Here is a 15,120-nt window from a genome sequence, read left to right as displayed (position 1 = left end):
TAAGTTATTTCTATCATTTTGTAGAAGATTTCGGATATTTTTGTTTACCTTTGTGCCCGTAAACCATAAAAAGAATAATTTATGTTGAGATTACTTTTAAGGCTTTGGTGGTTGCAGCAGCGCCGTAACTTCCACAAGCGAGATGCCTTCGTGGCGTGCTATATCATCTTCCTGTATGTGGTGATGGGCGTGAGCTTCTTTCTCAGCTTCACCGAGAATGGGGGAGAACTTGGGGGCGAAGACATGCCTGCCCTGTTGGGAGCCGGTATCGTTGTCGGTATGCTGATTCCAGACATCATCATGAAGATGGTGATGAAGCGGGATATTACAGCAATGGATGATTATGTGAAGTCGCGCCCTGTGCCAGAGAAGATCTGGAACAAGTTCCTGCTCACTACCAATCTCGTGAGCTTCTGGAACTATGTGCTTCCGGTGCTTATGCTTCCGGTATTTATCTATTTCCTGCCTGTAGGTCAGGTTATTGCCAGCTTCTTTCTGTTCCTGGCGTTTTCTTATATTGACGGCATCTACATCACCTGCTACCGCAAGTCAACAGAGTGGATTCTGAAATGGCCTTTGATACTGGGATGGATGGGAATGTTTGCCGTGCTGATAGGGTATATGTTTGTGGCTTCCTTCTTCCCGGTATGGATGGGATGGATAGGTCTCTTCTTCCTTGCCGGAGCGGTATTCGCCGGACTTACCGTCTATCTCTATCACGAAAAGATTTATAACGAGCAGAAACAGAAGGTTTCCAGGTTCCGTGGTTTCAGCCATATCAACCTCTTCAGTCTGCAATATATCGGCACATTGAGAGCAAAACGTGTCCGTACGATGGTGATTATGATTACTGCTATCTTCCTTTTCGATGCCTATCTCTTTGCCTTGCTCCCGGCAGAAGCGGGACAGGAAACGGGGGACAAGGTGGCTATGACTACCCTCTATGTGGCTGGTGCCATCCTGCTGCCATCGGTGGTGTTGTCGCAGTGGACCTTTGGCATCGAGGCAAACTTCTTCCATGGTTTGATGACCAAGCCTGTCAAGGTTAAACAGATGCTGCAGAATTGCTTCTATTATTATATGGTGGTGAGTGCTGTCGCTTTGTTGCTTACCCTTCCGTTCCTTTTCTTGCAGGTCGGAATCGGAATCCAGGTGCTTATCAGCGGTTTCTGTCTGGCAGTATTCATCAATCTCTTCAATCTGCCTACGGCACTCTTCTCTTCCCGTCTGGAGATATTCCAGACTTCCATGTTCAGCATGCAGGGAGCAAATCTGAAGATTAATCTTTATGCCATCGCCTTTCTCTTCCCGCTGGCTGGTGTCTGTGCTGTCTATTATTTCTTCGGTGAGACGGCATGGTTTATCACCTGCGTAACGCTGGCAGTCTTCAGCATCGCCATCCACAAATGGTTCATCGCCAAGATAGCTGCCATCTTCGAGAAGAACAAGTATAAGCGCATGGAGAAGTTCATGGAAAGCTAGGAGAATTAAGTGAAGAGTGAAGAACGAAGAGTGAAGAATTCAATAGCTTTACTAATCATAAAGTTCAAAACTCAAGGTAATCATAAAGTTCAATGTTCAAAATTCAAAGTTCAAAGTAATATGATCAAGATTCAGAATCTCAAGAAGATATATAATGGCAATACCGTACTCGATATTGATAATCTGGGTGTTGCAAAGGGCGAGTTGATAGGACTCGTAGGTAATAATGGTGCGGGCAAGACCACCTTGCTCCGTCTGATTCTCGACCTGATTCAGGCTGATGATGGTTTCGTGGAAAGCAATGGACAGAAGGTGAACGAGAGTGAGACCTGGAAGGAATATACCGGCAGTTACATCGACGGCAGATTCCTCATCGACTTCCTCACCCCTGAGGAATACTTCGATTTCATCGCTGATGTTTATCACATTGACGATGAAACCCTGCAGGAGCGATTGGCTCAGTTTGAGGGCTTTATGCACGATGAAATCATGGGAACCAAGAAGTATCTCCGTGATTTCTCTCAGGGCAACCGACAGAAGATTGGTATTATCGGAGCGATGATCATCAATCCGAAGGTTCTTCTCCTGGATGAACCTTTCAACTATCTCGACCCATCTTCTCAGATGACTATCGCCCACATGATTCAGCGCATCTGCAAGGAGCAGGGCACCACGGTCATCATCTCCAGCCACAACCTCAACTTCGTTGCCGACATCTCCTCCCGCATCCTCCTGCTGGAGAAAGGCAAGCTGGTGAAGGATCTTCCGAATGCTGATGGCGCTGCCATCGCTGAACTCAACGAGTACTTCGGTATTCAGGCGGAATAAACTTTTTCCGTTAATATTATACAAATTCCATGATATGATTTGTATAATTATCGTTAAATGCTTACCTTTGCACGCAAACGAAGAAAAAAAGAACCAATGAGCAAAGGAAAATTAGCAAAGTTTGCGGATATGGAGCGTTTCGAGAACGTGTTCCAGTATCCATATAGTGTAGTAGATGACGTGCCTTTCGATATGAAGGGCAAGTGGCGTGAGATGTATTTCCACAATGATAACCCTATCGTGCTGGAGTTGGGATGCGGCAAGGGTGAATATACCGTGGAACTTGCCAAGCTCTATCCTGAAATGAACTTCATCGGTGTGGATATCAAGGGCGCACGTATGTGGACCGGTGCCAAGAAAGCGATAGAGGAAGGACAGAAGAACGTGGCTTTCCTCCGTACCAACATCGAGATTATCGACCGCTTCTTTGCCGAGGATGAGGTGCAGGAAATCTGGCTCACCTTCTCTGATCCGCAGATGAAGAACCCTCGCAAGCGTCTTACATCTACTTATTTCATGAACCGTTATCGCCACTTCCTCGTGGATGGCGGTATCATCCATCTGAAGACGGACTCCAACTTCCTCTTCACCTATACTACTTATATGGTGGATGGCAACCATCTGCCTGTGCTCTTCCGCACCGAAGATCTCTATCATCAGGAGGGTATCGATGAGGAAACCCGTAAGATTCTCTCTATCCAGACTTATTATGAGAGTATGTGGATAGAGCGTGGATTGAACATCAAGTATCAGAAGTTCGCCTTGCCACGTGAGGGCGAGCTGGTGGAACCTGATATAGAGATTCCTCTGGATGATTATCGCAGTTATCGCCGTGATAAGCGAAGCTCAAAGGATACAGCGAAGTAAGTTTCCGCAATGCTTTGAATAAACTTCCGCAATGCTTTGATTGCCTTTCCTCAAGCGTTATTGGCGTTTGAAGAATGCGTCATAAGTATCTGAAAGAAGTAACTGAAGTTGTTCGGTGATACAATAGAAGTTGTTGGAACAGTAAGTATCTCGAAGCGCACAACAGTTGATATGCGGTCGCACATCAGCTGTTGTGCGCTTGTCTTTCAGCTGTTGTGCATGCGTAGAACAGCTGTTGTGCGGCTTTTTAATGGCAATTCTATTGATTGTCTTTGTTAATCAAGTTGACGACTACTTTTACCATTACATCTTTTTCCTCAGTTCTGCTTTCTGCAATCATCAGAGTCAGTGCTACGAGTGTGTTGTCAGCAATCCTCTTATGTCCATTTTCTGCATACAGAATGCCATTCTTCTCCATAAACCAGAGGAAAAGCATGGCTGCAATTCTCTTGTTGCCATCGCTGAATGAATGGTTCTTTACGACAAGGTAGAGCAGCATGGCTGCTTTTTCTTCTACCGAAGCGTAGAGTTCTTCACCACCGAAGGTTTGGTAAATCTGACCTATGCTGCTCTTGAATGAATCATCCTTCTCATTGGCAAACCATTTACTGCCTCCAAACTTTTCTTTCAAAGCATTGATGGCTTCCATTGCATTTTCGTAGGTGGCATGGAACGGCTCGGCTTGAGTCGTCTTGTCTATAAGCAATGTCTGATAATCATATTTGTCGAGAGTATCCAGAGCATAAACATAGTCGCTGATGACATTGAACAGTCCGTTGTATTCGCCCTCGGACACTTGATCTTGCAATGTAATCGCACGTGACATCAAACGAACCACTTCTTTCAGTTCGTTGTAATTGTCTAGGCGCTTCTGGTTGATGGCATAACCCTTGATAATGTATTGCTTCAAGATAGAATTAGCCCATTGACGGAATCTAGTACCATTGATTGACTTTACACGATAGCCTACGGAGATAATGACGTCCAGGTTATAATATTCCGTTTCGACAATCTGTTCAAAGCCGTCGTGGCGACCATATTTCTTGGTATGTGCAAATTTTGCACATACCAAGGATTTGTCGAGTTCACCTTCTTTAAAACAGTTATTGACATGTCGTGAAATCACAGTTCTGTCACGGCCAAACAACTCTGCCATTTGGCTTTGGGTAAGCCAAACGGTATCATTCTCTAATTTTACATTCAGCTCTATGTTGCCCTCTGGGGAACGATAGATTTCGATGGAAGAATTCCTCTGCTCCATACCTTTCATTATTTAAATGTCCTTACTCTGGTACCCAACTTTTGGATAATTTGGCAAAGATACGATAATTATCTGATTCCTACAAAGTTTTCGAGTATTTTTCCTTCTTTTTGACGAAATTTGCGAAAGATTGAAATGGAAGGAATGTTTTGTTTTTGATTACTTCCAGATTAAATATCAGGAATAGTTTTAGGTTAAGGATATGTATAGTATGTTATGTTCTTCCTATACCTTTTGTTAAATCCGGGAATAATCTTGTTGAATTCAAGAAAAAAAGGTGGAAATGCTTGGTGTTTCCACCTTATTTTATTAAATTTGCAGCAAGTTTTTGAAGAAATGCAGTAACCTTGGAGGCTGCATGAACCTGATGAAACGACTAACAGAACAGAATAATAATAACTAACTAAATAAACGACAAAATGATGAACTGCAAGAAATTGGCTCTTACCATTGCGGCTGGAGCGGTAGCAACAACATTGATGGCACAGTCAGCACCTCAGCTGAATGCCAATAACATCGACGAAGTAATCAAGGCGATGACCTTGGAAGAGAAAGCCCAAGTCTTAGTGGGCGGTGGTAATGATGGATTCGTGGGCAGTGGCGCTATGCTCGGACATCAGAAGAAGTTCGTGCCAGGTGCTGCAGGTACAACTGTAGCTATCCCTCGTCTCGGTATTCCTACTACCGTGCAGTGTGATGGTCCTGCCGGTGTTCATATCGATGCTCATCGCGAAGGTGACAGCCGTAGCTACTTTGCTACCGGTTTCCCTATTGGAACCTGTCTGGCTTCTACCTGGAACAGCGACCTGGTGCGCAAGGTGGGTGAGGCTATCGGTAACGAAACCTTGGAGTATGGCTGTGATGTTGTGCTCGGACCTGGTATGAACCTGCATCGCAATCCGCTCTGCGGCCGTAACTTTGAGTATTATTCAGAAGACCCAATCGTAACGGGTCTTATCGGAACCGCCTTTGTACAGGGTGTACAGAGTCAGGGTGTGGGTGTAAGTGCCAAGCACTTTGCTGTAAACTCTCAGGAGACTGACCGTACCAAGGTGGATGAGCGATTGAGCCAGCGTGCTCTCCGTGAGTTGTATCTGAAGGGTTTCGAGATGATGGTTCGCAAGAGCAATCCTTGGACTATCATGTCTGCTTATAATAAGGTGAATGGTGTTTATGCCCAGGGTAACAAGGGACTCTTGACAGATATTCTCCGCAACGACTGGGGATATAAGGGAATCGTAGAGACCGACTGGATTGGTAAGCGTGCCGACCTTCCGCTGGAACAGGAAGTTGAGGCTGGCAACGACCTGATGATGCCGGGTTATCCAGCACAGGTGCAGGATATTGTTGATGCCGTAAAGAATGGCAAGTTGGATATCAAGGATGTGGACCGCAATGTTCGCCGTATGCTCGAATATATCGTGAAGACTCCTCGATTCAAAGGATATAAATATAGTGGTGAGCCAGACTTGAAGGCTCATGCTGCCATCACCCGTCAGAGTTCTACCGAGGGTATGGTGCTCCTGAAGAATGATGCCGCTCTTCCTATCCAGGGCTTGAAGACCGTGGCGCTCTTTGGTGTCAACTCTTACGACTTCATGTCGGGTGGTCTCGGTAGTGGAGCCGTTAATGTAGGCTATTCTGTGGATATGGTTACCGGTTTGAAGAACATCGGCGTGGCAACTACTCCTCAGCTTACAGAAATCTATCAGAATTATGTAAAGTATGCCAAGGCTAAGCTGAAGGCAGACAAGAATCCGATGATGTGGTTCCTGGATCAGGGTCAGCCTAAGCTCGATGAAATCGAGATTACTGAGCGTTGTGTAGCTGGCGAGGAACCAAAGGCTGACGCTGCCATCATCACCATCGGTCGTCAGGCAGGTGAGGGAATGGATCGCCAGATTAATGGTGAGTTCAACCTCAGTCAGATAGAGCAGGATATGATTTTCCGTGTTTCTGATGCTTTCCATGCCAAGGGCAAGAAGGTGATTGTCATCATCAACTCTGGTTCTGTGATGGAGACAGCCAGCTGGAGGGACCGTGTGGATGCTATTCTCGTAGCTTGGCAGCCAGGTATCGAGGGCGGCAACTCTGTTGCTGATATCCTGACCGGTAAGGTGAATCCATCGGGTAAGTTGACCATGACCTGGCCTATCGCTGCTACCGATCATCCTTCTACTGCCAACTTCGCCAAGGATTACGATATGTACACCTACAAGAATCTGCTGGATTGGAGCAAGGGTAACATCAAGGGTTACGACTATAGCAATCACGAGGAGGATATCTACGTAGGTTATCGCTACTTTGATACCTTCAAGAAGAATGTGGCTTATCCTTTCGGTTATGGCTTGAGCTATACAACCTTCGAGTTTGGCAAGCCATCTGTCAAGGCTAAAGGCAACAATATCGAGGTAAGCGTAACCATCAAGAACACCGGTAAGGTTGCCGGCAAGGAAGTTGCTGAGGTTTATGTCACCGCTCCAAAGGGTGCTTACGAGAAGCCAGCCAAGGAACTCAAGACCTTCGGCAAGACAAAAGAGCTGAAGCCAGGTGAGAGTCAGACCTTGAAGATGACACTCGAGAAGCGTGATCTTGCCAGCTTCGATGAGGCTAACAGCCAGTGGAAGGTAGATGCAGGTAACTATCTCTTCAAGGTAGGTAGTGATGTAGAGAACATCAAGGGTACTGCTACTTTGAAGGTGTCTGAATACACCGAGAAGACAAGCAATGCCTGTGCTCCTAAGGTTCAGTTGAATTATCTGAAGCAGAAATAGTTCGTAGTTTGTGCAAAATGAAATAGATTAAATAGAAACGCCTCTATCCCTGAAAAAGAGATAGAGGCGTTTTTTCTTTCATTTTATTCTTTATGCCAACGGCAATCATATCCAACTTTGGATGATACGATAGTAGTAGGTGTGAAAAACAAGATGATGGAAAGTAAGTGCCGTAAAATCTATGAAGAAGTGAGAAGTGCATTGGGTATTGTCCCCTTCAACAGTAGGAAAAATGTGAAGAAGCAATCTAAAACATTAGGAATATTGTGACAAAGTAGTTTTTTACAGCCTCATTTCCGATTTATCTGCCTCTTTTTTCACCAAAATGAGGCAGATAAATACATTTTTTGGCATATAACTGAGAAAATAATTGTAATTTTCTCTTCTTTTTGATACAACTTTCAAAAATTATCATTATCTTTGCAACCGTAATCCTTGCTGAAAGCCCACGATTGGGCTAAGGTGGGGATACATATACATAAATAAAGGCGTAACTGACGCTTTGGTTTTGACGGTCTATGAACTTCGCAACTTCAACTATCTGTCAAGAAACAAAGCAATGGGGACGCCTCACAGGGTGTATTATATACAGCCCTCATTGGCTTCGGACGTATCATAGTCCGTTGGTAGGGAGGGTGGATTATATACGCATTCACGTGGGGCTTTCAGCATTGCTCGTTTCGACAGATAGGGGCAATGCGAAGGCCTATAGACCGTGGAACGAGCAGCAGACTGGCTCCACGTTTCCTTTTTTTGTATATCTAAGAAACATAATATTAACTGCCAATCAGGGAGTCGTTGGCTTATTTAAGCAATAAAGAAATGAAAGCAGTTGGTATTTTATGCGTCCTATTCTTTACAATGTGGGCAACACCTTCTATTGCTCAAATCTCAAAGGAGCAAGCTAAAGAGCGAACGGTTCTCATGAAATCTTCAAAATCGGAGTTGACACAAAAAGCTACAAAAGTTGCTAGAAAAGAAGCCAAGAAATTGAGCAAAGTAGGGTGGACTACTACCCCAGGAACACTTCCTATCGAAAAGCAGTTAGACAAGGCTTACATGATGTCATACGAATACGATGACAACATGTTTCCTAAGTACATCATGGGAGAAGCTATGAGCATTGGTGAGAACTATGATGCCGCCAAAATGCAAGCCTTGGAACTTGCCAAGCAAAATCTTGCAGGACAAATTCAGACCGAAGTAACGGCATTGGTGGAAAACACCGTTGCCAACAAACAACTCTCGCAAGAGCAAGCTGCATCTGTTACTCAAAGCATCATGGCAAGCAAAAATCTCATTTCTCAAAGCATAGGCAGGACTATTCCAGTGATGGAAGTGTATCGCACACTTTCCAACAAAAACAAGGAAGTGCTCGTCCGCATCGCTTACAATAGCAATATGGCAAAAGAAGCTGCCAAAAAGATTGTACGTGAAGACTTAGAGAAGAAAGGCGATAAATTGCACAAGGACTTAGATAAATTGCTTGGTTGGTAAATGAGATTGCGCTATATTTTCATTCTACTGATGCTCCTAAACTTCCTCTCCATATCAGCTCAAAAGATAGAGAAGGTTCACGGAGAATACATTTACCACGTACCAGACAATGTTTCGCTGGAAGAGGGTAAGCGTACAGCCATCGAACGTGCCAAAATTCAAGCTCTTGCCGATGCCTTTGGTACTCTTGTCTCTCAAAATAACTCTACCATTGTGAAGAATGAAAATGGAAAATCATCTGTTAATTTCTTGTCGATAGGTGGAAGTGATGTAAAAGGGGAATGGATAGAGACGATTGGTGATCCAAAGCTTGACATATTTTATGAGAGCAACATGCTAACCATCAAAGTAACTATCGATGGCAAGGCTCGTGAAATCAAGAACGCAGCCATCGACTTCGAGGCAAAGCTTTTGCGCAATGGCACGGAAGAGAAATATGAAAGTGATGAGTTCAGAAAAGGGGATAACCTATACCTATATTTCAAGTCACCCATCAATGGTTATCTTGCCGTTTATCTGTTGGATGAGAATACGCAGCAAGTCTTTTGTCTCTTGCCATACAAAAGTTCTGGAGAGCCTGCATATAAGATCATTCACGACAAGCCTTATGTGTTTTTCTCTTGCCAAAAAGCAGAAGAGAATCCAAGCGAAGTCGATGAATACACCATGACTTGTGAGCATTCTATGGAACAAAACACCATCTACATCGTGTTTTCTCCGAATATGTTTGCAAAGGCTATTGCAGAGGATGGAGATGCTGGGCTTCCGAGACAACTGCCACTGAAGGAGTTCCAGAAATGGTTGGGGAAATGTAAGGCAAAAGATACAAGCATACAAGAAAAGAAAAAAGTTATAACTATAAAATAAAGAATTGAATGAAAAAGATTTTTGTATTAATGCTATTGGTTATGTGCATCTTCAATGTTACGGCACAAACAATAGACCAAATTCGCAGTAAGGCGGATGCAGGAGATGCCTATTCACAATATTTGATGGGCTGGAGTTATGCTAATGGTGCCAATGGTGTAAAGGCAGATTATAGCCAAGCGTTACCTTGGTTTAAGAAAGCAGGAGCTAACGGCTATGCTGCGGCAGCCTACTATGTAGGTTGGATGTTTTATTATGGAGAAGGTGTACACCAAAATTTAAACGAAGCTTCAGGTTGGTTCCAAAAAGCTACAGACTTAGGCATGAACGAAGCTGCAAAAATGGTATTGGCTTGTTCTAATGGTGTTCCTGCAACATCTAAATCTGTTGTAATCGATGATTTTGACCCAAAGAACCCTCCCATTTTGGAAGTCGCTTCAAATTCTGTCAAATTCGTTGATCCAAGTGGAAACAATGCAATTGATGCAGGTGAAGAATGTTATATCAAGTTTAAAGTAACAAACAAGGGAAAGGGAACTGCTCAAAATTGTGTTGCTAGCATACTAAGTGCAGATGTAGTAAATGGGTTAACATTGAGCTCCGTTAATTTGCAGCCTCTTTCTGCTGGTGCAACAAAAGAAATTTCTATCCCAATAAATTCAAGTCTGGACCTGAAAGACGGAAAGGTTGACTTGGTTATACAAGTCAATGAGCCTCACGGTTTAGGTTCAGATCCTATCCAACTTGCAGTGGCTACAAAGCAATTTGTAGCTCCTAAGTTAGAAATTGTTGATTATGCTATTACATCTGCCGGTGGTAGTACCTTGAAAAAGAAAGTTCCTTTTGACATGCAGTTGCTCTTGCAAAATGTACAACATGGCAATGCAGAAGATGTAACAGTTGACTTTTCTGCTCCCAAAGGAGTTATTGTCATGGATGACGCTGGTACTCGTAGAAGTTTTACAAACCTCAATGGTGGTGCTTCAAAATCTGTAGTATATCAATTAATCGTTTCAAACGACTTCCAAGGTAATGTTATTCCTTTGGATATAAAAGTACGGGAAAAGTATGGGAAATATGCAATGGACAAACACATTGACCTGCAACTCAACCAAAATATGGCTGCAAACAAAATTGTAGTCGAAGAAAAGGCTGACAATGAAAAGAGCTTTGATATTCAAGTTGCATCACTCACCTCAGATGTAGATAAGAATATTCCTGTTGTAGGCAATAAGGCAGACAACGTCTTTGCCGTTGTGATAGGCAATGAATCTTATAATAAGGAAGCTGGTGTTCCTTTTGCAGCAAATGACGGAAAAATCTTTGCAGAATATTGCAAAAGTGTACTTGGTCTCCCAGAAGAGAATATACATTTAGCTGTTAATGCCACTTTGAATGATATGAAACATGAAATAGGATGGTTGAGCAAAGTCTTGGAAACAAGAAAAGGAAACGCGAAGGCTATCTTCTATTATGCTGGCCATGGAATTCCAGACGAAGCTTCCAAGAATGCCTATTTACTCCCTGTAGATGGGTATGGTAGTGATATCAGTACAGGCTATTCTTTGGAAAAATTATATGCTGATTTAGGTAACGTACCTTCACAATCAGTAACAGTATTCCTTGACGCTTGCTTCAGTGGTGCAAAACGTGAAGGCGATATGCTGGCATCTGCACGTGGTATTGCTTTGAAAGCAAATCGAGGTATACCTGTAGGAAACGTCGTAGTATTCTCAGCTGCCCAAGGTGACGAGACTGCTTATCCATACAAAAAGGAAGGTCATGGACTTTTCACCTATTATCTTTTGAAAGAACTAAAAGAAACAAAGGGTGATGTAACATTAAAACAACTGGGCAACTTCGTTACCGAAAAAGTTAGCCAACAGTCAATTGTTATCAATAGTAAGCCACAAACGCCTACTGTGATTCCCGCAAAAACAATCTCAGGTAACTGGGAAAATTGGAAATTAAAATAAAATACGATTAACTTTTTCAACGCGTCGCAAGATGGTGACCACACTTTTAGTGGAAGCCATCTTGCTTTTACCGAAATACAACTATGGGTATAGACTTAGGTTATAGCAATACAAATTACATTCCTTTAGACAAAAGAAATTCTATTTCTCTTCTATTAGGAGCTGGATTTTCTGTTCCAATGGGCTACCCAACTGCTTACGCTTTGGCTGACAAATTGTTACACATAGATAATGAAAATATTCGTTTTTCATCATCAGGGCAATTAGCAATTTATCCTAAACAGACAAAACAAAACTCTATTGGTGATAAAAGCGACTACTGGCAGAAAGTTTTTATCTTGTGCAAAAGATTAATTATAGCTTACAAAGAAGATAGCAAGAACTTTGATTATGAAGCCTTTTATGATTTCCTGCGTGGTGAGACTTCTCAAATGAAGCATGTTGAATGTAGCCAAGGATTAACTGACGAAAATAATGATTATAGATCTTTTCTTGTAAATATCAAACCTGTATTCAACCAAATCGTTGCATATCTTATTGAAAGAAGAAAATATGGCTGTTGGATAGGAAACGAACCGTTTACTAACTACATAGAAGGTTATGATGGAATTTTGAATTGCATAAAGCAATGGGGAAAGGAGAATATCGTGAATGTTCATACGCTAAATCATGATACGCTTTTTGAATCATTTCGCAACACAGAATATCTAAACGACATGGTTTCTGATGGCTTTGATGAATATGGATCAGATTTCTATGGACTCCTTAAATGTGGAAACAAAGATTTCAAAGTACGGTTGGAAAGATATACTGCACGTTATAATAAACCAATTAGGCTATATAAATTACATGGAAGTTTAGACTATGTTCCTTTTCATCGGAATACTAACAAGCCTAAACCTTTCAATACATACATAAAGATTCCTTATGCGATAAATAGTGGTGACTTGTTACGAGCCTGTGGAAGAAAAATGAAATATGAATTATCACCATTCGAGTTGCATGCTGATTTTTTAACAGGAACAACAAGTAAGATGCTACGCTATAGTGAGCCATTTTATAAAAACTTGTTCAAAAGGTTTCGCCACAATTTGCACAATGCCGAAAAATTGGTTGTTATCGGTTACGGATGTCACGACAAAGGAATAAATGATATGATTTTTAATAACTTTGACAAATCAAAGCCATCATTTGTCGTTTCGCCTCATCCTAATGAATATATTAGAAACTTCGCCAAAAGTATCAATGCAACCATTTTAGATATGGGTGTTGAAAGTATCACTACAAAGATATTTGATTAAAAAGTTACAAATGAAAATAGCATCCGTACATACCCTTCTATTTATCGGAGCAGTTCTTCTTGCTCCGATAACTTCTTCTGCTCAAACCAACGACTTCCTGTCTCAATACGAGCAATTCAAGAAGCAAGCAAAAGCAGAATATGAGGACTTCCGTGCTCAATGCAATGCAGAATATGCGGAGTTTGTAAAAGAAGCTTGGAAGGAGTACAAGGTCCTTCCTGCTATTCCTCGCCCAAAAGATGAGACTGTTCCGCCTGTAATAAAACCAGACAAAGATAAAGGGAAGAAGATGGAGAATAAGGCTATCACCATCAAGGATATAGTTTCACCAATAGAACAAGCTCCGCAACCCAAGCCTATCACCCCTATCTATGAAAAGGAACAACAAGCGGAAAACAAATGTCAATTTATATATTGTGGTACGGACTGTAGTGTTCGCTTCCCCTCTGATATCTATATAGACTTGGACGTCTGTGATAATCAGCATATTGCAGAAGCATGGAAGAAACTGTCAACCGACCAACTTGACAATACCATTCGAGACTTCCTAGAGATAAGAATCAGAATGCAGTTATGTGATTGGGCGTATCTCAACTTAATAGATACTTTTGCCAAAGACCACTTTGGCAAAGGGAACTTGGCGACACTCACTACTGCTTATATCTATAGTCAAAGTGGATACCAGATGAGATTAGGGCGTAATGGTAATAAACTGTATTTACTTTTTGGTAGCAAGCATGGTATCTACGATAAAGGATATTTCCTCATAGATGGTATCAACTACTATTCTCTTAGCGATGATACTCAAAAAATGGAAGTATGCGACTTTGCTTTTCCAAAAGAACAATCCCTTTCGCTATATATACCACAAAGTCAACTCTTTACTTACCAATCTACCCCGATAAGGAATCTATCTTCTGATAGATATAAGGACATGACCTTGAATGTGCAAGTCAACAAAAAACTCATCGACTTCTATAACACTTATCCAACATCGGAAGTCAATGGTAATTTCATGACGAGATGGGCCATGTATGCCAATACACCTATGGAGCAAGAAGTGCAAAAACAGCTATACCCCATCCTTCAAGAAAAGGTTGCCAGTCTGAATGAGCACGATGCCGTCGATAAACTTTTGAACTGGGTTCAAACGGCATTCGTATATGAATATGACGACAAAGTCTGGGGGCATGACCGTGCTTTCTTTGCAGAAGAAACTTTATTCTATCCCTATTGCGATTGTGAGGATAGAGCTATTCTATTCACTCGTATAGTTCGTGACTTGTTCGGCTTAAAGTGCATCTTGATATATTATCCCGGTCATCTCGCCTCGGCCGTTTGCTTCAACCAGCAAGTGACAGGAGATTACATCTTGCTGAATGGCAATAAGTTTGTGGTTTGTGACCCAACCTACATTGGAGCACCAGTCGGTTTGACCATGCCTAATATGGATAATAAATCTGCAAATGTCATTATTTTGGAGTAAAAAACAGTCGATAGTGTGCGAAAGTTGATGTTTTTAAGCATGTTTTCGCACACTATCGGCTATTTTCTACACCAACTAATTCTTCATTACATCCCTTGGCAGGAATACTCGCATATCCTTAGCACAATGAGTTGGAGACTCCTTTAAGAATAGCACAAGATGAACTTCCTGCCCTTTCTTAATAAAAGGCAAGTACTTAGCTTTCTGCTCCAAAACATCCATGAGCCTGTCGGCAGCCTCATCGTGCGTCCATTTACATTCACCTATTAAGATATGCTTCTTATCAATAGACTCTGCCACAACATCCAACTCAACCATCTTACCATCTTTATATTCTGGTGGAAATATCTTACCCCACCAACGAGATGCGACATTGTAGGCTGTGCCATCTATAATATTTCCACTAACATATTCACGACAAAGTAATTCATCCTGTACGGTTGAAACGGGCTAGGAACTTCTGCCCTTTCTAGGGCATATAGGGTAATTTCAATCGTACAGAAAAAAGTTTTTTTTGCGAGAAAAAGTATCATAGTATCATTATCTAGAGAAAATAACATTCTAAATATCTGATACATTGCGATATACAAAAATGAGACTTTCGATTTATTTTACAGAAAAGTCTCATAGAAGTATCAATAAAATCGCAAGAAGTGTAAGCGGCTCCGCGTTTATACCTTGCATAATTCAAAAAAAGCAGTAACAGCTGATTAAATAAGTGCTGTTACTGCTTTTTCCATCGGTCTGGAAGTAAGTCTCTATATTTTTCCAATGGGGTATT

General features: G+C 42.0%; 10 protein-coding genes and 1 pseudogene. 9 read left to right on the top strand and 2 right to left on the bottom strand.

Going from position 1 to position 15,120, the window contains the following annotated elements:
- Positions 1-81 precede the first annotated feature (81 nt).
- The 3 genes from ACWJAO_RS10155 to trmB all read left to right on the top strand — a co-directional run bounded on the left by ACWJAO_RS10155 (position 82) and on the right by trmB (position 3,177).
- Positions 82-1,482 carry a DUF5687 family protein gene (locus tag ACWJAO_RS10155; RefSeq protein WP_449140164.1) on the top strand — a complete coding sequence of 467 codons (1,401 nt, stop codon included), beginning with the start codon at positions 82-84 and terminating at the stop codon, positions 1,480-1,482.
- Positions 1,483-1,602: 120 nt separating this feature from the next.
- Complete coding sequence (locus tag ACWJAO_RS10150; RefSeq protein ID WP_118190176.1) at positions 1,603-2,310, top strand: ABC transporter ATP-binding protein; 708 nt, start codon at positions 1,603-1,605, stop codon at positions 2,308-2,310.
- Between the two features lie 96 nt (positions 2,311-2,406).
- Positions 2,407-3,177, top strand: coding sequence for a tRNA (guanosine(46)-N7)-methyltransferase TrmB (trmB, locus tag ACWJAO_RS10145; RefSeq protein WP_022121261.1), 771 nt, complete (start codon positions 2,407-2,409; stop codon positions 3,175-3,177).
- A 259-nt stretch (positions 3,178-3,436) separates the two neighbouring features.
- Here the strand turns inward: trmB and rhuM are convergent, their stop codons facing one another.
- Positions 3,437-4,447 carry a RhuM family protein gene (gene rhuM / locus ACWJAO_RS10140; RefSeq protein ID WP_449140163.1) on the bottom strand — a complete coding sequence of 337 codons (1,011 nt, stop codon included), beginning with the start codon at positions 4,445-4,447 and terminating at the stop codon, positions 3,437-3,439.
- 413 nt (positions 4,448-4,860) lie between these two features.
- Between rhuM and ACWJAO_RS10135 the strand changes: the two genes are divergently transcribed.
- The 6 genes from ACWJAO_RS10135 (at position 4,861) to ACWJAO_RS10110 (ending at position 14,339) form a co-directional block, all read left to right on the top strand.
- Positions 4,861-7,212 carry a beta-glucosidase gene (locus ACWJAO_RS10135; protein ID WP_449140174.1) on the top strand — a complete coding sequence of 784 codons (2,352 nt, stop codon included), beginning with the start codon at positions 4,861-4,863 and terminating at the stop codon, positions 7,210-7,212.
- 822 nt (positions 7,213-8,034) lie between these two features.
- The gene (locus tag ACWJAO_RS10130) at positions 8,035-8,709 is read left to right on the top strand and encodes a hypothetical protein (RefSeq protein WP_449140162.1); all 675 of its coding nucleotides are present in this window, start codon (positions 8,035-8,037) and stop codon (positions 8,707-8,709) included.
- Positions 8,710-8,715: 6 nt separating this feature from the next.
- Positions 8,716-9,576, top strand: coding sequence for a DUF4384 domain-containing protein (locus tag ACWJAO_RS10125; RefSeq protein ID WP_449140161.1), 861 nt, complete (start codon positions 8,716-8,718; stop codon positions 9,574-9,576).
- 8 nt (positions 9,577-9,584) lie between these two features.
- Complete coding sequence (locus ACWJAO_RS10120; protein WP_449140160.1) at positions 9,585-11,552, top strand: caspase family protein; 1,968 nt, start codon at positions 9,585-9,587, stop codon at positions 11,550-11,552.
- Between the two features lie 83 nt (positions 11,553-11,635).
- Positions 11,636-12,853, top strand: a complete 1,218-nt coding sequence (locus ACWJAO_RS10115) for a hypothetical protein (protein ID WP_449140159.1) — start codon at positions 11,636-11,638, stop codon at positions 12,851-12,853.
- Positions 12,854-12,863: 10 nt separating this feature from the next.
- Complete coding sequence (locus ACWJAO_RS10110; protein ID WP_449140158.1) at positions 12,864-14,339, top strand: hypothetical protein; 1,476 nt, start codon at positions 12,864-12,866, stop codon at positions 14,337-14,339.
- Positions 14,340-14,414: 75 nt separating this feature from the next.
- On the opposite strand, the pseudogene ACWJAO_RS10105 reads toward ACWJAO_RS10110, so the two are convergent.
- Positions 14,415-14,750, bottom strand: a pseudogene (locus ACWJAO_RS10105) (DUF234 domain-containing protein); the annotation flags it as partial.
- Between the last annotated feature and the right edge of the window lie 370 nt (positions 14,751-15,120).

This window comes from Segatella sp., from assembly GCF_977051555.1.
This window is presented reverse-complemented; position numbering and strand designations above follow the sequence as displayed.